The organism is Micromonospora chalcea (genome assembly GCF_028768405.1).
In the GTDB taxonomy this organism is placed as follows: domain Bacteria; phylum Actinomycetota; class Actinomycetes; order Mycobacteriales; family Micromonosporaceae; genus Micromonospora; species Micromonospora chalcea.
Genome location: NZ_CP118233.1, coordinates 1,314,845 through 1,333,954, shown reverse-complemented (window position 1 = coordinate 1,333,954; position 19,110 = coordinate 1,314,845). Strand labels below are relative to the sequence as shown.

Sequence of the window (19,110 nt, the reverse complement as noted above, 5' to 3'; positions counted from 1 at the left end):
CCGGGCGGCGGTCAGCGCAGCCGGCGGGCGGTGAACCGGGTGGGCGGCTCGGCGATGGCGTCCTGGGCGGCGACGAGTTGCAGCTCCCGGGTGCCGGCGTCGAGGGTCGCCTCGAGTACCGCGTAGATCGAGTTTGTGGTGCGTTCCAGCGCGGTCTGTGGTGAGCCGGTGGTGGCGAGGTGCGCCAGGTAGAGGGCGGCGGTGACGTCGCCGCCGCCGTTGGGGGCGATCGGCAGCAGCGGGGTGGTGACGGCCCAGGCGCCCTCGTCGGACACGGCGACGACTTCCAGGTGCCCGGCGGGCAGGTCGCCGTGCAGGACGCTGGTGACCAGGACGTGCCGGGGGCCGGTGGCGCGGACGGTGTCGACGGCGGCGAGCAGGTCGTCGAGGGTATCGGTGGTGCGGCCGGCGAGGAACTCCAGCTCGAACTGGTTGGGGGTGACGATGTCGGCGCGGGGGACGACGGTGTCGCGGAGGTACTCGGGGATGCCGGGGCGGACGAACATGCCGCGGCCGACGTCGCCCATGACCGGGTCGCAGCAGTAGAGGGCGGCCGGGTTCGCCGCTTTGACCTGGGCGACGGCGTCGAGGATGACCGCGCCGACGGCGGGGTCGCCCTGGTAGCCGGAGAGCACGGCGTCGGCGGTGCCGAGCACCCCGCGGTCGGCGATGCCGGCGATGACGTCGGCGACGTCGGTGGGGGCGAGCAGGGGGCCGCGCCAGGCGCCGTAGCCGGTGTGGTTGGAGAAGTGCACGGTCAGGACCGGCCAGACCTCGTGTCGGAGGCGTTGCAGCGGGAACACGGCGGCGGAGTTGCCGACGTGGCCGTAGGCGACCGACGACTGGATGGACAGGATCTTCACCTGCTCATGGTCGCATCCCCGGCGAGGGCTGACGGCCCGTGGTGGGGTGATGACGGGCCGGGACCGCGGTGACCGTTCGGCTCAGGGTTTCGACCGCCGGGCGCGGGGCGGGTTTGGGCGCAGCGTGCGGTGGGGGCATGAACGGGCTGTTCTCGCCTTCTGGACGGAGGAAGCAACGATGCTTTCCGCACTCGATCGTCGGCACACCGTCGCGCCGCCGGGGTACAGCCGCTGGCTGATTCCTCCGGCGGCGCTGGCGATCCATCTGTGCATCGGGCAGGTGTACGCGACGAGCGTGTACAAGAACTCCCTGATCGCGCATTTCGACACAAGTCAGACGGCGATCGGGGTGATCTTCAGCATCGCGATCGTGATGCTGGGGTTGTCGGCCGCGGTCGCCGGTACGTGGGTGGAGGCGAACGGGCCGCGTAAGGCCATGTTCGTGTCGGCGTGTTTCTGGGCGGCGGGATTCCTGGTCGGGGCGCTGGGCATCGCGACCGGGCAGCTGTGGCTGCTGTACCTGGGGTACGGGGTGCTGGGCGGGATCGGTCTGGGGATCGGGTACATCTCCCCCGTCTCCACGTTGATCAAGTGGTTCCCGGACCGGCCGGGGCTGGCGACCGGGCTGGCGATCATGGGGTTCGGTGGCGGGGCGATGGTGGCCTCTCCCCTGTCCCGGCAGCTGCTGTCGTTCTACGACGCCGGGTACGACCCGTCGGACAGCGGTTCCACCGCGTCGGGCTCGGCGCTGGTGTGGCTGTTCGTGACGCTCGGCATCGGCTACTTCGTGATCATGATGTTCGGGGTGTTCAACGTGCGGGTGCCGGCGCCGCACTGGCGGCCGGCCGGTTTCGACCCGTCGACGGTGGCGAAGAAGCCGCTGGTGACCACGGCGAACGTGTCGGCGGCCAACGCGCTGAAGACGCGGTCGTTCTGGCTGCTGTGGGTGGTGCTGTTCTGCAACGTGACGGCGGGTATCGGCATCCTGGAGCAGGCCAGCCCGATGATCCAGGACTTCTTCCGCGACAACGGGACCTCGGCGGTGTCGGTGGCGGCGGCCGGCGGGTTCGTGGGAGTGCTGTCGCTGTTCAACATGGCGGGCCGGTTCGTGTGGTCGTCCACGTCGGATGTGATCGGCCGTAAGCCGATCTACGTGGTGTACCTGGGTGTGGGCATGGTGCTGTACCTGCTGCTGGCGCTGGTGGGGCAGACCTCGACGGCGTTGTTCGTGCTGCTGGCGTCCGTGATCCTGTCGTTCTACGGCGGCGGGTTCGCGACCATTCCGGCGTACCTGCGGGACCTGTTCGGCACGTTCGAGGTGGGCGCGATCCACGGCCGGCTGCTGACCGCGTGGTCGGCGGCCGGGGTGGCCGGGCCGCTGATCGTCAACGGGTTCCTCGACGCGCAGGGCGAGCCGGGCACGTTGACCGCGGCGGCGTACCGGCCGGCGCTGTTCACGATGGTCGGCGTGCTGGCCGTCGGCCTGGTGGCGAACCTGCTGGTGCGGCCGGTGCCGGAGCGCTACCACGAGCCGGCGTCGGGACGGGACGGGACAGCGCAGGGGCCGACGGAGAGGAGCGGATCGTGAACGAGCACAGCGGTGGCGGGCAGCGGACCCGCCTGGTGGTGTCGTGGCTGGTGGTGTCGGTGCTGCTGGGCTACGGGGTGGTGCAGACGGTGATCACGGCGGCGAAGCTGTTCACCCAGTAGCGCAGAAGGCGAGGCGGCGGCCCGGGGCGGACACCCCGGGCCGCCGTCGTGTCAGAGCCCGCCGCCGACGCGCAGGACCGCGCCCGTGGTGTACGAGGCGTCCGGGCCGAGCAGGTGGGCGATCGCGCCGGCGACCTCCTCGGGTTCCCCGGCGCGGCCCATCGGGATCCGCCCGGCGGCGGAGTCGGGGCGGTCGGGCACGCCGGAGCGGGCGTGGATGGTGGTGCGGATGATGCCGGGAGCGACGGCGTTGACGCGGATGCCGTGCGGCGCGAGTTCCTTGGCGAGCCCGACGGTGAGGGTGTCGGTGGCGGCCTTGACGGCGGCGTAGTGGACGTACTCGCCGGGTGAGCCGAGCGTGGCGGCGACGGAGGAGACGTTGACGATGGCGCCGCCGCGGGTGAGCCGCCGGGCCGCCTGCTGGGCGCAGAGCACGTACCCGATGAGGTTGACGTCGACGACCTCGCGCAGGTCGTCGACGCGCAGGTCGGTGAACGGGCCGATCGGGCTGGTGACGCCGGCGTTGTTGACCAGGCCGGTGAGCGGGCCGAGCCGGTCGGCGGCGTCGAAGATGCGGCGTACCTGGTCCGGGTCGGTGGTGTCGGCGGCGACGGTGACCGCGCGGCGGCCGGCCGCGCGCACGTCGGCGGCCACGGATTCGGCGGCGGTGTGGTCGGCGCGGTAGCCGATGACCAGGTCGTGGCCCTCGGCGGCGAGCCGCCGGGCGGTGGCCGCGCCGATGCCGCGTCCTCCCCCGGTGACGATGGTGACGGAGGTCAATGCACTTCTCCCCTGCCTTGCGGTGGGGGCGACGTTACCGTGGGCGGGACCATCCGGGGTGGAGAGGACTGTCACATGGGGCGCGCGTTGGTGCTGGGTGGCGGCGGGGTCACCGGGGTGGCCTGGGAGCTGGGTCTGCTGGCCGGGCTGGCCGGGCACGGCCTGCGGTTGGACGAGGCGGAGCTGGTGGTGGGCACGTCGGCCGGGTCGGTGGTCGGGGCGCAGGTGCGTTCGGGTACGCCGGTGACGCAGTTGTACGAGGCGCAGCTGCGGCCGCCCCGCGAGGAGGTGCCGGCGCGCCTCGGGACGGGGGTGCTGTTGCGCTGGGCGTGGGCCGGTGGGCGGGGCCGGGACGCGGCGCGGGCCCGGGCGCGTATCGGCGCGATGGCGTTGTCGGCGCGTACCCCGTCGGAGCAGTCGCGGCGGGCGGTGATCGCGGCGCGGCTGCCGTCGTCGGACTGGCCGGCGGCGCGGCTGCTGGTCACCGCCGTCGACGCGGCCTCCGGCGAGTTCGTGGTGTTCGACGCGGACAGCGGGGTGCCGCTGGTGGACGCGGTCGGGGCCAGTTGCGCGGTGCCGGGGGTCTGGCCGCCGGTGACGATCGGTGACCGGCGTTTCGTCGACGGCGGCGTCCGGTCGCCGGTGAACGCGGACCTGGCGGCCGGGTGCGAGCGGGTGGTGGTGCTGGCGCCGACCCGTGCGGCGGTCGGACCGATGCCGCGGCTGTCGGCGCAGGTGACGGCGCTGCGGGCGGCCGGCGCGCGGGTGGCGGTGGTGTCGCCGGACCGGGCGGCACGCACGGCGATCGGCCGTAACGTGCTGGATCCGGCGCGGCGGGCCGCGTCGGCGCGGGCCGGGTTCGCCCAGGCCGACACGGTGGCCGACGAGGTGGCCGGGGTGTGGCGGTGACCGCGATCAGGAGTCGCTGGTCAGGCGCGCCAGCCGCCGGTTGAGGTAGCGCTGTTCGGGCAGGCTGCCGGTGAGCCGGGCGGCCAGCCGGTAGTGCTCGGCGGCGGCCCGCGGGTCGCCGTGCAGCTCCAGCAGGTGGGCGCGGACGGCGTGCAGCCGGTGGTGGCCGCGCATGGCCGGGTCGGTCAGCAGCGGGCCGAGCAGCGCCAGCCCGACGTCGGGGCCGTGCGCCATGGCCACGGCGACGGCCTGGTTGAGTGTGACGAACGGGCTGGGGGCGACCCGGCTCAGCATGTCGTAGAGGACGCTGATCTGCAGCCAGTCGGTGCGGTCGAACGTCGGGGCCTCGGCGTGGGCGGCGGCGATGGCCGCCTGGAGCTGGTAGCGGCCCACCGGGCCGTGGGGCAGGGCCCGGCCGAGCAGCGCGACGCCCTCGTCGATCAGGTCGGCGCGCCAGCGGGAGCGGTCCTGGTCGGCGAGCGGCACGAGGTCACCGGCGGCGTCGGTGCGGGCGGGCGACCGGGCGTGGGTGAGCAGCATCAGCGCCAGCGCGCCGGTCACCTCGTGGTGCTCGGGCAGTGCGGTGTGGACCTGGCGGGTGAGCCGGATCGCCTCCTCGGCGAGTGCGACGTCCAGGAGCTGGTCGCCGGAGGTGCGGGTGTAGCCCTCGCTGAACACCAGGTGGCACACGTCGAGCACGGCGGCCACCCGGGCGGGCAGCGCGTGCGGCGGCGGCATGGTGAACCGGGCGCCCGCCTCGCGCAGCGTCGCGCGGGCCCGGCTCAGCCGCTGCGTCATGGTCCGGGCCGGCACCAGGTAGGCGGCGGCGATCTGCTCGACGCGCAGGCCGGCCACCGCGCGCAGGGTCAGCGCGACCTGTGAGGGGCGGCTCAGCGCCGGGTGGCAGCACAGGAACAGCAGCCGCATCGTGTCGTCGGCGCCGGTCACCGGCGTGTCGTCGACGGGCGGTACGAGGCCGGCGTCGGGTTGCCGGGCCGCGTCGAGCCGCTCGCGGCGGGTACGGGCCGCGTCGGCGCGGATCCGGTCGATCAGCCGCCGCGCGGCGACCCGGATCAGCCAGGCGCGGGGGTCGTCGGGGACGCCGGTGCGCGGCCAGTTGGCGGCGGCCGCCTCCGCCGCGTCCTGCAGGGCGTCCTCGCAGGCGTCGGGGTGCCCGTAGCGGCGCAGCAGCGCGGCGCGGACGTGCGGCGCCTCCCGGCGCCACACGTCCGCCAGCGCTGTGGCGCTACTGATCGGAGCCGCCCGGCCACATCAGGGGCCGCAGCTCGACGGTCTCCCCCGGGCCGGCGAACTTCGCCGCGACGGCCTCGGCGCGGGCCTGGTCCTCCACGTCGATCAGGAAGAACCCGGCGAGGTGTTCCTTGGCTTCGGAGTACGGGCCGTCGGTCACCAGCGGCGCGCCGTCGCTCCACCGGTACAGCCGTGCGGTGGCGGGGTCGGCGAGCGCCTCACCGACGACGAGCTCACCGTTGGCGTGCAGCTCGGTCAGCACCTGCTCGAAGTCGGCGTTGAGCCGGTCCCGTACCTCGGCGGGCAGCTCCTGGTAGGAGGCCAGATACTCGGAGGTGGGGTGGCCCCACGGCTCCGGGTTGGAGTGGATCATGATGACGTACTTCACTGTTGGTCCTTCGCGTCGTGCGGCGGTGCCTCCCCGCCGCTCGCCGGGTACGACGGAGCCGGATCGCCGATGTCTACATATCCTCGCGTCATGAGTAACGCGTTGGGTGTCGGTGACCTGGTCGAGGATTTCACGCTGCCGGACGAGACGGGGACGCCGCGTCGCCTGTCGGAGTTCCTGGCCGCCGGGCCGGTGGTGTTGTTCTTCTATCCGGCGGCGATGACGCGGGGCTGCACGGCGGAGAGCTGTCACTTCCGGGATCTGGCGGCGGAGTTCGCGGCGGTGGGCGCGCAGCGGGTGGGGATCAGCCGTGATCCGGTGCAGCGGCAGGCGGAGTTCTCCCGCCGGCACGGGTTCGACTATCCGCTGCTCTCCGACGTCGACGGCGCGGTGGCGGACGCGTTCGGGGTGCGGCGGCGGCTGCCGCTGGGGCCGCTGAGCACGCGGCGGATGACGTTCGTGATCGGCACGGACCGGCGGGTCCTCGCCGTGGTGCGCAGCGAGCTGAGCATGAGCGAGCACGCCGACGCGGCGTTGCGGGCCCTCGGGGGCTGATCATCGTGGTGTCGCAGCCGGCTGGTATCAAGGCTGCGTCAAACAGGTGTACGGAAGAGGGCGTGATGGCGGGTCAGGGTTTGTCCACTGACGAGGTTCAGGGGATCCGGGAGGCGCTCGCGGCGGGCCGCAAGCCCCGGGTGGTGTTCACCGAGGCGGCCGGGCAGATCGCCGGGCAGATCGGGCAGGTGGTGGAGCTGACCGACCCGGAGGCGTCGGAGGAGTTCGTGGTGGTGCGGTTCGGCCGCGACGAGCTGCCGTTCTCCCCCGCCGACGTGGCGGTCGCGCCGAAGGGCGCCGGGCGGCGTCCGGCCGCCGAGGCGAAGCCGGAACCGGAGCAGCCGCCGGCCGCGCCGGAGCCGGAGTTCGTGCTGGACACCCCGCGGGTGCCGGCGCCACGACGGGAGGAGCCAAAGACCGAGGCGCCGCAGGCGGAGCCGAAGCCGGCGAAGCGGGCGGTGAAGGCCGCGAAGCCGAAGACCCCGCCGGGGTTGACGGTGACGCTGGCGTACGCCGAGGGCGAGTGGACGGTGGCCGCGCAGCAGGGCACGAAGGCGCTGGCCCGGCCGTACGTGGTGAAGCCGGCCGAGGCGCTGCGGATGGTGGCGCTGGTGGACGTGCCGGGGGTGCAGGAGGCGGTGGAGCAGATCCTCGCCGCCGAGCGGGCCGAGGCGGAGCAGCAGGCGGAGAAGCTGCGCGCCGAGCTGGCCGAGATCGAGGCGCGGCTGGCGGAGCTGCGCGAGGCGCGCTGAACGCCCCGCGGGGCCGGTGCGACCCCCTCGCACCGGCCCCGCGCCCCTGCGCCCACAGGTCGATCAGTGTTGCGGAATGTTCTGTACCCCGATCCGGCGGCGGAACACCCAGTACGTCCAACCCTGGTACGCCAGCACGATCGGCGTGAAGATCACCGCCACCCAGGTCATGATCTTCAGGGTGTACGGGGTGGACGCGGCGTTTGTGGCGGTGAGCGTGCCGGCCGCGTCGAGCGTGGACGGCATCACGTTCGGGAACAGCGCCGCGAACAGCGTCGCCACGGCCAGCGCGATCGCCACGGCGGTGCCGGTGAACGCCCAGCCCTCCCGGCGTACCTTGGCTGCGGCCAGACCGCCGAGCAGGGCGAGGGCGGCGCCGACGGCGAGCACGACGGCGGCGGCGCTGGAGCGGATGGTCAGCGACCAGCTCAGGAACGCCACCGCGGCCACGGCCGTGCCGACGCCGAGCTTGACGGCGAGGGCGCCGGCGCGCTCGCGGATGTCGCCAGTGGTCTTGAGCGCCAGGAACACCGCGCCGTGGGTGAGGAACAGCCCCAGCGTGGTCAGGCCGCCGAGCAGCGCGTACGGGTTGAGCAGGTCGAGCAGCCCGCCGACGTACTCGTGGTCGGCGTCCAGCGGCACGCCGCGGAAGATGTTGGCGAACGCCACGCCCCACAGCACGGCCGGGATCGCCGAGCCCCAGAAGATGGCCTGGTCCCAGCGGCGCTTCCAGGACGCCTCGGGCCGCTTGTGGCGGTACTCGAAGGCGACGCCGCGGGCGATCAGGGCCAGCAGGATGAGCAGCAGCGGCAGGTAGAAGCCGGAGAACAGGGTGGCGTACCACTCGGGGAAGGCGGCGAACATGGCGCCGCCGGCGGTGATCAGCCACACCTCGTTGCCGTCCCAGACCGGGCCGATGGTGTTGATCAGGACACGGCGCTGCCGGTCGTCGCGGCCGAGCACCGGCAGCAGCATCCCGACGCCGAAGTCGAAGCCTTCGAGGATGAAGTAGCCGGTGAAGAGCACTGCTACGAGGAGAAACCAGACGGTCGTCAGTTCCACGGTTGGGCTCCGGGGTGTCAGTAGGCGAACGCCAGCGGGCGCTCGGCGTCGTCGGTGTCGTCGTCGTCGGTCTGCGGGGTGACGTCCGGGACGCCGGCGCGGGCATAGCGGACCAGCAGCTTGAACTCGACCACCGCGAGGACGGCGTAGATGAGCGTGAACGCGGTGAAGGAGGTGAGGACCTCGGTCAGGGAGACGCTGCGGGACACGCCGTCACGGGTGAGCATCTCGCCGAAGACGATCCACGGCTGGCGGCCCATCTCGGTGAAGATCCAGCCGAAGGAGTTGGCCAGCAGCGGCAGCACGGGCATGACCAGGCCGGCGCGCAGCAGCCACTTGCTGGTGGGGGTGCGGCCCTTGCGTTGGCTCCAGAGCACCAGCAGCGCGATCGCGGCGGCGGCCAGCCCGAAGCCGATCATGAAGCGGAAGCTCCAGTAGGTGACCGGGATGATCGGGGCGTAGTTGCCGGGGCCGTACTGGCTGGCGTACTGGGCCTGGAGGTCGTTGATGCCCTGCACGGTGCCGTTGGGGTCGCCGGTGCCGAGGAACGACAGCAGGTACGGGATCTTGAGAGCGAAGATCTCGCGGCTGCCGTCGAGGCTGCCGACGGTGAGCACGGAGAACGAGGCGGGGCTCTCGGTGGTGTAGAGGCCCTCCGCGGCGGCCATCTTCATCGGCTGCACCTCGGTCATGATCTTGCCCTGGATGTCGCCGGTGAGGATCACCAGCGCCGAGGAGATCAGGACGACCCAGGAGCCGAGCTTGGTGGCGAAGCGGTACGCGCCGGTGTCGGCGCTGTCGCGGTTGCGCATCACGTGCCACAGGCCGACGGTGACCATCAGCGACCCGGCGACCAGGAACGAGCCGGCCAGCGTGTGCGGGAAGGTGACCAGGGCGACCTTGTTGGTGAGCACGGCGACGAAGTCGGTCAGCTCGGCGCGGCCGCTCTCCGGGTTGATCCGGAAGCCGACCGGGTTCTGCATGAACGAGTTGGCGGCGAGGATGAAGTACGCCGACAGGTTGGTGCCGATCGCGGCGGCCCAGATTGCGGCCAGGTGCAGGCGTTTGGGCAGCCGGTCCCAGCCGAAGATCCACAGGCCGATGAACGTGGACTCCAGGAAGAACGCGACAAGGGCCTCGATGGCCAGCGGCGCGCCGAAGATGTCACCGACGAAGCGCGAGTAGTCACTCCAGTTCATGCCGAACTGGAACTCCTGCACGATGCCGGTGACCACACCCATCGCAAAGTTGATCAGGAAGAGCTTGCCGTAGAACTTGGTGAGTTTGAGGTACCGCTCGTTGCCGGTGCGGTGCCACATGGTCTGGAGGATCGCCACCAGCACGGACAGGCCGATGGTCAACGGCACGAACAAGAAGTGGTAGACGGTGGTGACACCGAACTGCCAGCGGGCGACGTCCAACGCGTCCACCAGAAAACCCCCAGCTGTGCATACTACGAGACGTAGTAGATACTACTCGGCGTCGTAGCGAAAGCAGCAGGGCCGCAGGGCCCCACCCGGCCCGGGACCAATGACCCTGATCACCCTTGCCGGAGGACCCCCACCGGCTCCCGCCGCCACCCCTGCACGTGCGACCATCCAGCACTGATGAACAGCACCCTCTGGCGCGCGCCGCTGCTGTGGCGGGGCGCGCAGACGCTCGCCCGCGCCGCCGTCGGGCTGGTCGGCCGGCTGGAGGTCACCGGCGACGTGCCCGACGCGCTGCGCCGCGGCCCGCTGATCCTGGCCGCCAACCACATCAGCCCGTTCGACCCGGTCGTGCTCGCCGCCGCCTGCCGGGTCCGCGACGTCGCGCCACGGATCATGGCCACCGGCGGCCTGTTCCGCACCCCGGTGATCGGGGCGCTGATGCGCCGCGCCGGGCACATCCGCGTCGACCGCGGCACCGCCGCCGTGCACCGCTCGCTGGAGGTCGCCGCCCAGGCCGTGGCCGGCGGCTCGGTGGTGCTCGTCTACCCGGAGGGACGCATCGGGCTCGACCCGGGCATGTGGCCCGAGCGGGGCAAGACCGGCACGGCCCGGCTCGCGTTCGCCAGCGGCGCCGCCGTCGTACCGGTGGCGCAGTGGGGTTCGCACGAGGTACTGCCGTACCGCGCGCCGAAGGGGATGCTGCGTGGGGTGGCCCGCGCGCTCGTCCGCCGGCCCGCCATCCGGGTGCACTTCGGCGCCCCGGTGCCGATCGACGACCTGCGGTCGGGCTCTCCCGGCGCGGCCCGGCACGCCACCGACCGGATCATCGACGCGATCACCGACGACCTGGTCCCGCTGCGCCCCGACGAGCCGGACCTGCCGCGCCACGTCGACCCGGGCCGGCCGGTCGACACCGCCCGCGCCCACCGCCGCCACCGCCCCGGCTGACGCATCCCGGCCCCGGAGGCGGGTATCAAGTCCCGCAATCCCGAGGCGGAGAGGATCCGGCCATGACCGCTGTTCGAGCACTCGTCCTCAACTGCACCCTGAAGCGCTCACCGGCGACGTCCAGTTCCCAGGTGCTCGGTCAGGAGGTGCTCGACGCGCTGGCCGATCAGGGTGTCGACGGCGAGATCGTCCGCGTGGTCGACCACGACGTGCGCTTCGGGGTCGCCGTCGACGAGGGTGCCGGCGACGGCTGGCCCGCCATCCGCGCCAAGCTGCTCGCCGCCCAGATCCTGATCATCGCCACGCCCATCTGGCTCGGTCAGCCCTCGTCGGTCACCAAGATGGTCCTGGAACGGTTGGACGCCGAACTGTCCGAGACCGACGACCAGGGCCGCCTGCGTACCTACGGCAAAGTCGGCGGGGTGGCAGTGGTCGGCAACGAGGACGGCGCGCACCACACCATCGCCGAGGTGCAGCAGGCCCTCAACGAGGTGGGGTTCACCTGCCCGGCCGCCGGGGCCACCTACTGGGTCGGCGAGGCGCTGCACAAGACCGACTACGTCGACGCCCGCCCCAAACCCGACACGACCGGCCGTACCACCGCCGCGCTGGCGCTCAACAGCGCCCACCTGGCCCGGCTGCTCGCGGAGCAGCCCTACCCGCCGCCGGGAACCCGCGACGCAGGCAGCTGACCCGCCACTCCCGCGCCCCATTGCTCCGCCGATCTTGCGGTTGGTGCCCCGGCAAACCGGGCCAATCGCCCCCGACGAGGGCCGCAAGTGCAAGATCAGCGAGGCGGGGCGAAGGTCAGCCGGTGGCGCGCAGGCGGGCGTCGAGGGCGGTCAGGTCGGGCACGAACCACACCTGGTCGTGCCGGTTCGACTCGGCCACCAGCGCCCGCAGCGCGCCACTGCGCTCCAGGTGCGCGGAGATGTCGCCGACAATCGCCAGGCGCAGCCGGTAGTTGACGAACTTCTGCATCACCTCGCCCGCGAAGCGGGTGCCGAGCGTGAAGAAGCCGGGGTCGAGCCGCTCGGCCGGCACCGCCACCACAGTCGCGCCGAGGAACGCCGCGCCGATCAGGTCCAGCGCGTCGCGCTCGGTGGCGATCGGCGGGCCGTCCGGATCGCAGACCAGCACCGCCACGCCGGCGCGCTCCTGCATCAGGTCAGTCACGGCCGCCGCCGAGCAGGTCGTTGCCGCCGCCCAGCACCCCGTCGACCAGGCGCAGCAGGTCGGCGGTGGCGGTGAGGTCGCCCAGGATCATGATGGTCATGCGCTGCCGCTCCTCGTCGTGGACCGTCTGCACCCGCAGCGGACGGTCCGGGTCGTGGTGGGTGTTCACGCCGGCCAGCACCAGCGTCGCGAGCCGGTCGGCGGCGGCCCGGTCGACGCCGTCGAGCCGCAGGACGCTCGACACCTCCGCCGCCGGTCCGGTGGCCGCGACGGCCGGCCGGCCGGTCAGCGCGTCCAGGTCAGCGCGCGCGATCCGGTACTGCTTGCCGATCCGGGTGGCCCGCAGCCGCCCGGATCGGATGTAGCCGCGCACGGTGCGCACGTGCAGCCCGAGCAGGTCAGCGACCTGCTCAACCGAATACATGTCGTTACTCATCGCACCCTATCCTAGTCACGATAGGGAACGATAGGTAATTTCATCGCCCGGCCATGTGCGCGCCACCCGGGCCGGGCATACTGCCCGCGTGCAGCCCCGTCACGGCTACCTCGACGCGCCCGCGCCGCTGGCGTTCGCCCACCGCGGCGGCGCGGCCGACGGCGACGAGAACACCGCCGCCGCGTTCGCCCGTGCCGTCGCCCTGGGCTACCGGTACGTGGAGACCGACGTGCACGCCACCGCCGACGGCGTACCCGTGGTCTTCCACGACCCGACGCTGCGCCGGGTCACCGGCGAGCCCGGTCGCATCGCGGACCTGCGCTGGGCCGACCTGACCTCGGTGCGCGTCGGCGGGGCCGCCCTGGTGCCCCGGCTGGACGACGTGCTGAACGCCTGGCCGCAGGTGCGGTTCAACATCGACGTCAAGTCCGACGGCGGCGTGGCGCCCACGGTCGCCACCGTCACCCGGGCCGGCGCGGGTGACCGGGTGCTGCTCGCCTCGTTCAGCGACGCCCGGCTGTCGCGGCTGCGCGCGCTGGCCGGCCCGACGGTCGCCACCAGCCTCGGCATGCGCGGCGTGGCCCGGCTGCGGCTGGCCTCGCTGCACGGGCGACCGGTGCGGCTGCCCCCGTCCGTGGTCGCCGCGCAGGTCCCGGTCTCCTTCGGGCGGGTGCCGGTGGTGGACCGGCGGTTCCTCGCGTACTGCCGCCGGATCGGGTTGCACGTGCACGTCTGGACGATCGACGAACCCGCCCAGATGCACCACTTACTTGATCTTGGTGTGGATGGCATCATGACCGATCACGTCAGCGTGCTCCGCGACGTCTACCGCAGCCGCGGCCACTGGGCCGCCTGACCCCCCGAGGACGACCCCCGATGGCCGATACGGTCACCCCCGCCGTCGCCGACCCCGCCGGACCGGGCAGCACCCGCCGCGAGCGCACCGGCTGGTACTTCTACGACTGGGCGAACTCCGCGTTCCAGACCACGGTCATCACGGTCTTCCTCGGGCCGTTCCTGACCACCGTCACCGAGCTGGCCGCCGGCTGCGAACTGGGCGCGGACAGCTGCGACGGCGCCGTGTACCCGCTGGGCGTCAAGGTCGCCGCCGGCTCGTTCTACCCGTACCTGATCTCGCTGTCGGTCTTCCTCACCGTGTTCGTGCTGCCGGTGATCGGCGCGATCGCCGACCGGTCGGCGCACAAGAAGCGGCTGCTCGCCGCGGCGGCCTTCACCGGCGCCGGCGCGACCATCGCGTTCGCGTTCGTCACCGGTGAGCGCTACCTGCTCGGCGGCGCGCTGTTCCTGGTCGCGAACATCTCCTTCGGCGCCGCCGTGGTCGTCTACAACTCGTTCCTGCCGCAACTCGGCGGCCCGGACGAGCGCGACGGCATCTCCAGCCGCGGCTGGGCCATCGGCTACCTCGGCGGCGGTCTGCTGCTCGCGCTGAACCTCGTCGCCGTCACCATGCTCAGCGAGGAGGGCAACGCCCAGCGCACGCTGGACCTGGCCCGCTGGTCGATCGTGTCCGCCGGCGTGTGGTGGGCGGCGTTCACCCTGGTCCCGCTGCGCTGGCTGCGCGAGCACCCCACCGCCGCCGCCCTGCAGGCGGGCGGCAACGTGCTCACCGACGGGTTCCGGCAGCTCGGGCGCACCCTGCGCGAGCTCAAGACGTACCCGCTGACGCTGTTCTTCCTGCTCGCGTTCCTGGTCTTCAACGACGGCATCCAGACCGTCATCACCCTGGCCAGCCAGTACGGCACCGAGGAGCTGCGACTGGACCAGAGCACGCTGATCGTCACCATCCTGCTGGTGCAGTTCCTCGCGTTCGGCGGCGCGCTCGCCCTCGGCGCGCTCGCCAAGCGCATCGGCGCCTGGAAGACCGTGCTGCTGTCGCTGGTGCTCTGGACCGGTGTGATCATCGCCGCGTTCCGGCTGCCGGCCGAGGCGCCCGTGCCGTTCATGATCCTCGGCGGCTGCATCGGCCTGGTCCTCGGCGGCAGCCAGGCGCTGAGCCGGTCGCTGTTCAGCCAGCTCATCCCGGCCGGCAAGGAAGGCGAGTACTACGGCTTCTACGAGATCAGCGACAAGGGCACCAGCTGGCTCGGCCCGCTGGCGTTCGGCCTGGTGTTCCAGCTGACCTCGTCGTACCGGGTGGGCCTGGTGTCGCTGTTGATCTTCTTCGTGGTCGGCTTCGCGCTGCTCGCCGCCGTGCCGATGCGCCGGGCCATCATCGCCGCCGGCAACACCCCGCCCCGGGTGCTCTGACGGGTCGATCATCGCGGACCGGATCCGGCGGCGTCGATGGACTAGGCTGCCCCGACGTGACCGACGACGCCGCCCCGACCTGCCTGGCCCGTCCCCTGCCGGGGCCGGGCGACGACCGAGCCGCCGGCTGCGCCGCCGCCCGCGGCGTCGACGGTCGGCCGCTGCACGCCGCCGCCCTGAAGTTCTTCTGGGGGCCGATGGACTGCGGCAAGTCCACCATGGCGTTGCAGATGAACCACAACCACGCCCGCCAGGGCCGCCGCGGCCTGGTCACCACCCGCATCGACCGCTCGCTGGGCCCGCAGGTCACCACCCGCATCGGCCTGGCCCACGAGGCCGTCGAGGTCACCGACGACCTGGACCTGCGCGACCTGGTCCGCGACGCCTGGGCCGAAGGGGTACGGGTGGACTACCTGATCTGCGACGAGGCGTCGTTCTACAACCTCGAACACGTCGAGCAGATGGCCGAACTGGTCGACCGGTTCGACGTCGACGTCTACGCCTTCGGGCTGGCCACCGACTTCCGCTCCTGCCTGTTCCCGGCCGCGCAGCGGCTGTTCGAACTTGCCGACGAGGTGGCCCGGATCCAGGTCGAGGTGCTGTGCTGGTGCGGCCGGGAAGGGCTGCTCAACGCCCGGGTCGTGCAGGGCGCGGTGGTCCGCGAGGGCGCCCAGGTCGTCATCGGCGACACCGTGGACACCGCCGACGTGCGCTACCAGGTGCTGTGCCGGCGGCACTACCGCTCCGGGGACCTCGGCCCCCGCGCCTGAGCCTCAGAACGGGTCCCCGCACACCCGCCACGACCCGCCCTCCGACACGATCGGCAACTCACGTTCCTCGCTGCCGCCGCCGTCACGGTTGATCCGCACGATCACCGTCCCGGTCGGCTTGCCGGCGCGGGTCGCCACCGACACGTCGACGATCTCGTAGCCGCTGACCTGCGGCGGCGTACGCACCCAACTGCCGAAGCCGGCCTTGCTCCACCTACCCCGGGCCTCGGCGCACAGCCGCTCGTACGCCGCGTCGGTGTCCCCGGCGGCGACGTCGCGGAAGAACCTGTCGGCGGTCTCCCGGACCGGCCCGTCGGACTGGAGCACCACCTGCGCGTTCCACACCGCCAGCCCGGCCACCCCGATCAGGCAGGTGCCCACGCCGAGACCGGCGATCAGCACGCCCGCGCGTAGCGGCCGGCGCCGCCGGGCCGTGTGGTGCCACTCCTGCTGCCTGCCCATCACCGTCGACGGTAGGCAACCGGAACGCGCCGCGCAGGCGGTTGCGCCGCGCGCCCGTGACGGGCCGAAGACGTCAGGGGGGAGCGGCAGACTGCCGGTACGCCCGATCGGGCAGCCGTTCTGCCTCTGCCCCCGCCCGCAGGGCTGACCGGTCCGCGCGACGGCTCAGCCGCGACGGCGGGCGCGGGCCGCCCAGATCGCGTACGCCGGGTCGCGGTCCAGGTTGTGCCGGTCCCGGTCGTAGCGGCGGGTGGTACGCGGATCGGCGTGCCCCATCGCGTCCTGCACGTCCTCCAGCGGCACCCCCTCCGAGCGGGCCGTGGTGGCGAACGCGTGGCGCAGCGAGTGCGGCGACAGTTTCGCCCAGGCGGCTATCCCGGCGCGCTGCGCGAGGCGGCGCACCAGCCGGAACACGGCATGCCGGTCCAGCCGGCCGCCGGTCGCGGTGACCAGCAGCGGACCGGCCAGCTCCGGCACCGTCACGCCCTGCGCCTCGGCCCGCGCGGTCAGGTAGGCGTCGAGGGCGTACGCGGTGCCCGGGGTGAGCGCGCGACGGCGTACCTTGCCGCCCTTGCCGACGAAGCGGACGCTGCGGTGACCGCGCTCGGTGCCCAGGTCGGACACGTCCAGCGCGACCAGTTCCCCCACCCGCAGCCCCAGGTCGGCCAGGAGCGCGACGGCGGCCCGGTTGCGGGCGGCGGTCGGGCCGGTGTCCGTCTCGGCGGCGGCGATCAGCGCGTCGACCTCCTCCGGCGTGAGGCCGACGGTGGCGGAGTGGTCCCGGTCGACGCGGGGCCGGTCCGCCGCCGAGACCGGATTGGCGGTCACCGCGCCCAGTTTGGCCAGGAAGTCGTACCAGCTCGACAACGCGGACAGCCGGCGCGCCACGGTGGCCGGCGTGAGCGTCCGGCCGTCGCGCCCGCGCGGCGTGGACTCCAGCTCCCGGCCGTAGGCGTTGACGTCGAGGAAGGTGGCCCGCAGTGGGTCGAGCCCACGCTCGGCGCACCAGGTCAGCCAGCCGGTGACGTCGCGGCGGTACGCGTCGCGGGTGTGCTCGGACAGCCGCCGGTTGCGCAGCCACGCCTCGGTGACGTCGGCCGGGCCGGCGGGCAGGGCGGCGGTGCGGGCGCGCGGCAGCACCTCGGGGCGAAGCATGTGAGAAAGGCTCTCAGCCCGCGGATGGTTTGGCGATCAGGCGCGCTGGTACGACAACGCGGGGTCGGCCGGCGCTCCGGCCTCCCCCGCGTCGGCGTGGACGATCAGGCGGTGGTGAGCTGGCGGCGGCCGTTGCCCTCGGCGGGCGTGGCCACGGTGATCCGGCGCGGCTTGGCGCGCTCGGCGATCGGGATGCGCAGCGTCAGCACGCCGTTCTCGTAGCCGGCCTCCAGCCGGTCGGTGTCGAGCGTGTCGCCCAGGAACAGCTGCCGGGTGAACGTGCCCATCGGACGCTCGGCGGCGACCAGCTCGACGTTCTCGCCGCTGGGGCGACGGCGCTCGGCGCGGACGGTCAGCACGTTGCGCTCGACGGTGCAGTCGATGCTGTCCGGGTCGACGCCGGGCAGGTCGAACGCCGCGTAGAAGTGGTCACCGTCGCGGTAGGCGTCCAGGTGCATCACGGCGGGCCGGGCGGCGGTGCCGAAGAACTGCTCGGCGATCCGGTCGATCTCGCGGAACGGGTCGGTACGCATCAACATGGCTCTTGCCTCCTCGGTTCTCCTTGCCCAAGGTCTCAAGTTGAGTCTTGGTGACTCAAGTTCCTGGTTCTGTTTTAACGCGCCCGCGCCGCGTCGTCAACTCGCGCCGGCAGTGACTTCTCGAACCAGTGCTGCGCGTACGGGCCGCTGGTGAAGGCGGGGATCTCCCGGTAGCCGTGCCGGGCGTACAGGGCCCGCGCCTCGACCAGGTCGGAGCGGGTGTCCAGCCGGATCCGCGTCGCCCCGCCACCGACGGCGTACGCCTCGACCGCGGCGATCAGCGCCGCTCCACCACCGGCGCCACGGTGCTCCGGGCGCACGTACACCCGGGTCAGCTCGGCCCAGTCCGGCTGCCACCGCAGCCCGGCGCACCCGGCGAGGCGACCGTCGCGGCGGGCCAGCACCAGCAGCCCGCTCGGCGCGACCAGGTCGTCGCTCGGGTCCTCGGCCAGCGCGGCGTCCACCTCACCCGGCTGCTCCGGACGCCCGTACCAGCGGCGCACCATCTCCGCCATGTACTCGCGCAGCACCAGCGTCGCGTCCGGCTGCTCCGGGCGTACGACGTGCGTGCTCCAGCCGCTCACGGCCCGGTCCGCCAATAGACGCCCTGCTCACGGGTGAGCAGCATGTCGTCGATCAGGTAGCGGCGCAGCGTCACGTGGTCGGCCTCGCCGCCCTCGCACCACCGGCGCAGCGCGTCGTCCACCTCCCGCTCCGGATAACGACGTCCCGGCTCGAAGGTGCGTTCGGTGATGTGCTCCAGCAGCACGCGGCGGCGTCCGCGCTGCGCGGGCAGCCGGGTCAGCGCGCCGTCGCGCAGGAACGTGCGCAGGATCGTCTCGCGCGGGTTCGCCGCCGGGGCTACCGGCGACGCCGCCCCGGCCCGGGCGAACTCGCGCAGCTGCTCGGCGTCGACCCGCAGCCCGCCCCCGTCATCGGCGAGCACACCGGTGTCGGTGAGACGGCGTACGGCCACCGCGGCGTCGCGGGCCGGCAGCCCGGTGCGGGCCACCACGGCAGACAGGTCGCGGGCGCCGAGCACGATCGCGGCGAACACGGTCCGGCGGCGCTCGTCGGCGAGCGCCCCGGCGAGGGCATGAGCGGTCATGGCGGGCAGCCTGTCAGCAACCCACCCGGTCCGGCCAGGCGTTTTCCGGCCGCCGATGTCACAGCCGCCGGTGCATGACGTGCAGCCCCACCCGGCCCAGCGTCGGGTGGGCGAACGACTCCGGCACGGTGCCGATCACCGTGAAGCCCAGCCGCCGGTACAGCTCCACCGCCGCCGTGTTGGTCTCCACCACGGCGTTGAACTGCATCGCGGCGAAGCCCTGCCGCCGGGCCCAGTCCAACGCGTCCTCGCACAGCGCACGGCCCACGCCCCGGCCGCGCGCGTGCGCCGCCACCATGAAGCTCGCGGTCGCCACGTGCGACCCCGGCCCCGGCCGGTTCGGGCCCATCTTCGCGGTGCCGCGCACCGCGCCGTCGTGGTCCACCGCGACCGAGGTACGCCCCGGCGGCCGCTCCACCCACACCTCGCGCGCCGTCCCCGGCGACCAGTCCGGGTCGTACGCGAACGTGTCGGCGGCGGTCACGACGTCGGCGAAGATCGGCCAGACCTGGTCCCAGTCGGCATCGGCGTAGTCACGAATCCTCATC

General features: G+C 73.0%; 24 protein-coding genes. 10 read left to right on the top strand and 14 right to left on the bottom strand.

What is annotated here, in order from left to right; all coding sequences use genetic code 11:
* Positions 1-11: 11 nt before the first annotated feature.
* Positions 12-863, bottom strand: a complete 852-nt coding sequence (gene pdxY, locus PVK74_RS06215; RefSeq protein WP_043324020.1) for a pyridoxal kinase PdxY — start codon at positions 861-863, stop codon at positions 12-14.
* A gap of 178 nt (positions 864-1,041) precedes the next feature.
* Here pdxY and PVK74_RS06210 point away from each other — a divergent pair, with 178 nt between their 5' ends.
* Entirely contained in the window at positions 1,042-2,451 is a 1,410-nt protein-coding gene (locus tag PVK74_RS06210) for an OFA family MFS transporter (protein ID WP_274478459.1), read from the top strand.
* Positions 2,448-2,573 (top strand): MFS transporter small subunit, encoded by a 126-nt coding sequence (locus PVK74_RS06205; RefSeq protein WP_255361250.1) that lies wholly within the window; start codon positions 2,448-2,450, stop codon positions 2,571-2,573. Before PVK74_RS06210 ends, PVK74_RS06205 begins: the two co-directional genes overlap by 4 nt.
* A 51-nt stretch (positions 2,574-2,624) precedes the next feature.
* Here the strand turns inward: PVK74_RS06205 and PVK74_RS06200 are convergent, their stop codons facing one another.
* Positions 2,625-3,353 (bottom strand): SDR family NAD(P)-dependent oxidoreductase, encoded by a 729-nt coding sequence (locus PVK74_RS06200; RefSeq protein WP_069089648.1) that lies wholly within the window; start codon positions 3,351-3,353, stop codon positions 2,625-2,627.
* A gap of 75 nt (positions 3,354-3,428) precedes the next feature.
* On the opposite strand from PVK74_RS06200, the gene PVK74_RS06195 reads away from it, so the two are divergent.
* On the top strand, positions 3,429-4,262 hold the full coding sequence (locus tag PVK74_RS06195; protein ID WP_274478458.1) for a patatin-like phospholipase family protein: 834 nt from the start codon (positions 3,429-3,431) through the stop codon (positions 4,260-4,262).
* Between the two features lie 6 nt (positions 4,263-4,268).
* Here PVK74_RS06195 and PVK74_RS06190 read toward each other — a convergent pair whose 3' ends face one another.
* Both PVK74_RS06190 and PVK74_RS06185 read right to left on the bottom strand, forming a co-directional pair.
* The gene (locus PVK74_RS06190; protein ID WP_274478457.1) at positions 4,269-5,489 is read right to left on the bottom strand and encodes an RNA polymerase sigma factor; all 1,221 of its coding nucleotides are present in this window, start codon (positions 5,487-5,489) and stop codon (positions 4,269-4,271) included.
* 19 nt (positions 5,490-5,508) lie between these two features.
* The gene (locus tag PVK74_RS06185) at positions 5,509-5,901 is read right to left on the bottom strand and encodes a YciI family protein (RefSeq protein WP_043324033.1); all 393 of its coding nucleotides are present in this window, start codon (positions 5,899-5,901) and stop codon (positions 5,509-5,511) included.
* Positions 5,902-5,991: 90 nt separating this feature from the next.
* On the opposite strand from PVK74_RS06185, the gene PVK74_RS06180 reads away from it, so the two are divergent.
* Positions 5,992-6,456, top strand: coding sequence for a peroxiredoxin (locus PVK74_RS06180; protein WP_274478456.1), 465 nt, complete (start codon positions 5,992-5,994; stop codon positions 6,454-6,456).
* Between the two features lie 65 nt (positions 6,457-6,521).
* Positions 6,522-7,208 (top strand): hypothetical protein, encoded by a 687-nt coding sequence (locus PVK74_RS06175; protein WP_064446491.1) that lies wholly within the window; start codon positions 6,522-6,524, stop codon positions 7,206-7,208.
* A gap of 63 nt (positions 7,209-7,271) precedes the next feature.
* Here the strand turns inward: PVK74_RS06175 and cydB are convergent, their stop codons facing one another.
* Together cydB and PVK74_RS06165 are read right to left on the bottom strand one after the other, a co-directional pair.
* Positions 7,272-8,270 carry a cytochrome d ubiquinol oxidase subunit II gene (gene cydB, locus PVK74_RS06170; protein WP_069089654.1) on the bottom strand — a complete coding sequence of 333 codons (999 nt, stop codon included), beginning with the start codon at positions 8,268-8,270 and terminating at the stop codon, positions 7,272-7,274.
* Between the two features lie 17 nt (positions 8,271-8,287).
* Positions 8,288-9,700 carry a cytochrome ubiquinol oxidase subunit I gene (locus tag PVK74_RS06165; RefSeq protein ID WP_043324038.1) on the bottom strand — a complete coding sequence of 471 codons (1,413 nt, stop codon included), beginning with the start codon at positions 9,698-9,700 and terminating at the stop codon, positions 8,288-8,290.
* 177 nt (positions 9,701-9,877) lie between these two features.
* Here PVK74_RS06165 and PVK74_RS06160 point away from each other — a divergent pair, with 177 nt between their 5' ends.
* The gene (locus PVK74_RS06160; RefSeq protein ID WP_064445965.1) at positions 9,878-10,648 is read left to right on the top strand and encodes a lysophospholipid acyltransferase family protein; all 771 of its coding nucleotides are present in this window, start codon (positions 9,878-9,880) and stop codon (positions 10,646-10,648) included.
* A 62-nt stretch (positions 10,649-10,710) separates the two neighbouring features.
* A complete protein-coding gene (locus tag PVK74_RS06155) occupies positions 10,711-11,340 on the top strand; it encodes a flavodoxin family protein (RefSeq protein WP_274478455.1) in 630 nt (209 codons plus the stop codon).
* Between the two features lie 115 nt (positions 11,341-11,455).
* Here the strand turns inward: PVK74_RS06155 and PVK74_RS06150 are convergent, their stop codons facing one another.
* A complete protein-coding gene (locus PVK74_RS06150) occupies positions 11,456-11,824 on the bottom strand; it encodes a DUF4180 domain-containing protein (protein WP_166457442.1) in 369 nt (122 codons plus the stop codon).
* On the bottom strand, positions 11,817-12,260 hold the full coding sequence (locus PVK74_RS06145) for a helix-turn-helix domain-containing protein (RefSeq protein WP_262419216.1): 444 nt from the start codon (positions 12,258-12,260) through the stop codon (positions 11,817-11,819). The genes PVK74_RS06150 and PVK74_RS06145 overlap by 8 nt, the downstream gene beginning before the upstream one ends.
* Before the next feature lie 88 nt (positions 12,261-12,348).
* On the opposite strand from PVK74_RS06145, the gene PVK74_RS06140 reads away from it, so the two are divergent.
* The 3 genes from PVK74_RS06140 to PVK74_RS06130 all read left to right on the top strand — a co-directional run bounded on the left by PVK74_RS06140 (position 12,349) and on the right by PVK74_RS06130 (position 15,298).
* On the top strand, positions 12,349-13,116 hold the full coding sequence (locus PVK74_RS06140) for a glycerophosphodiester phosphodiesterase family protein (RefSeq protein WP_064446492.1): 768 nt from the start codon (positions 12,349-12,351) through the stop codon (positions 13,114-13,116).
* Positions 13,117-13,136: 20 nt separating this feature from the next.
* Entirely contained in the window at positions 13,137-14,528 is a 1,392-nt protein-coding gene (locus tag PVK74_RS06135) for an MFS transporter (protein ID WP_043324045.1), read from the top strand.
* 83 nt (positions 14,529-14,611) lie between these two features.
* Positions 14,612-15,298 (top strand): thymidine kinase, encoded by a 687-nt coding sequence (locus PVK74_RS06130; protein WP_369799353.1) that lies wholly within the window; start codon positions 14,612-14,614, stop codon positions 15,296-15,298.
* Between the two features lie 3 nt (positions 15,299-15,301).
* On the opposite strand, the gene PVK74_RS06125 is transcribed toward PVK74_RS06130, so the two are convergent.
* The 6 genes from PVK74_RS06125 to PVK74_RS06100 form a co-directional block, all read right to left on the bottom strand.
* The gene (locus PVK74_RS06125; protein WP_274478454.1) at positions 15,302-15,760 is read right to left on the bottom strand and encodes an Rv0361 family membrane protein; all 459 of its coding nucleotides are present in this window, start codon (positions 15,758-15,760) and stop codon (positions 15,302-15,304) included.
* Positions 15,761-15,925: 165 nt separating this feature from the next.
* Positions 15,926-16,915, bottom strand: a complete 990-nt coding sequence (locus PVK74_RS06120; protein WP_274478453.1) for a tyrosine-type recombinase/integrase — start codon at positions 16,913-16,915, stop codon at positions 15,926-15,928.
* Positions 16,916-17,019: 104 nt separating this feature from the next.
* Positions 17,020-17,454 carry an Hsp20/alpha crystallin family protein gene (locus PVK74_RS06115; protein ID WP_030504676.1) on the bottom strand — a complete coding sequence of 145 codons (435 nt, stop codon included), beginning with the start codon at positions 17,452-17,454 and terminating at the stop codon, positions 17,020-17,022.
* 74 nt (positions 17,455-17,528) lie between these two features.
* Positions 17,529-18,038, bottom strand: a complete 510-nt coding sequence (locus PVK74_RS06110) for a GNAT family N-acetyltransferase (protein WP_274478452.1) — start codon at positions 18,036-18,038, stop codon at positions 17,529-17,531.
* Positions 18,035-18,562, bottom strand: a complete 528-nt coding sequence (locus tag PVK74_RS06105) for a DUF2087 domain-containing protein (RefSeq protein ID WP_274478451.1) — start codon at positions 18,560-18,562, stop codon at positions 18,035-18,037. The genes PVK74_RS06110 and PVK74_RS06105 overlap by 4 nt, the downstream gene beginning before the upstream one ends.
* Before the next feature lie 58 nt (positions 18,563-18,620).
* Positions 18,621-19,109 carry a GNAT family N-acetyltransferase gene (locus PVK74_RS06100; protein ID WP_274478450.1) on the bottom strand — a complete coding sequence of 163 codons (489 nt, stop codon included), beginning with the start codon at positions 19,107-19,109 and terminating at the stop codon, positions 18,621-18,623.
* Between the last annotated feature and the right edge of the window lies 1 nt (position 19,110).

Bases quoted from the DNA above. Each gene is read 5' to 3' on its own strand.
- PVK74_RS06210 (WP_274478459.1), top strand. From the start codon at position 1,042: ATGCTTTCCGCACTCGATCGTCGGCACACCGTCGCGCCGCCGGGGTAC.
- PVK74_RS06195 (WP_274478458.1), top strand. From the start codon at position 3,429: ATGGGGCGCGCGTTGGTGCTGGGTGGCGGCGGGGTCACCGGGGTGGCC.
- PVK74_RS06180 (WP_274478456.1), top strand. From the start codon at position 5,992: ATGAGTAACGCGTTGGGTGTCGGTGACCTGGTCGAGGATTTCACGCTG.
- PVK74_RS06175 (WP_064446491.1), top strand. From the start codon at position 6,522: ATGGCGGGTCAGGGTTTGTCCACTGACGAGGTTCAGGGGATCCGGGAG.
- PVK74_RS06160 (WP_064445965.1), top strand. From the start codon at position 9,878: ATGAACAGCACCCTCTGGCGCGCGCCGCTGCTGTGGCGGGGCGCGCAG.
- PVK74_RS06155 (WP_274478455.1), top strand. From the start codon at position 10,711: ATGACCGCTGTTCGAGCACTCGTCCTCAACTGCACCCTGAAGCGCTCA.
- PVK74_RS06145 (WP_262419216.1), bottom strand. From the start codon at position 12,260: ATGAGTAACGACATGTATTCGGTTGAGCAGGTCGCTGACCTGCTCGGG.
- PVK74_RS06135 (WP_043324045.1), top strand. From the start codon at position 13,137: ATGGCCGATACGGTCACCCCCGCCGTCGCCGACCCCGCCGGACCGGGC.
- PVK74_RS06125 (WP_274478454.1), bottom strand. From the start codon at position 15,760: ATGGGCAGGCAGCAGGAGTGGCACCACACGGCCCGGCGGCGCCGGCCG.
- PVK74_RS06120 (WP_274478453.1), bottom strand. From the start codon at position 16,915: ATGCTTCGCCCCGAGGTGCTGCCGCGCGCCCGCACCGCCGCCCTGCCC.
- PVK74_RS06115 (WP_030504676.1), bottom strand. From the start codon at position 17,454: ATGTTGATGCGTACCGACCCGTTCCGCGAGATCGACCGGATCGCCGAG.
- PVK74_RS06105 (WP_274478451.1), bottom strand. From the start codon at position 18,562: ATGACCGCTCATGCCCTCGCCGGGGCGCTCGCCGACGAGCGCCGCCGG.
- PVK74_RS06100 (WP_274478450.1), bottom strand. From the start codon at position 19,109: ATGAGGATTCGTGACTACGCCGATGCCGACTGGGACCAGGTCTGGCCG.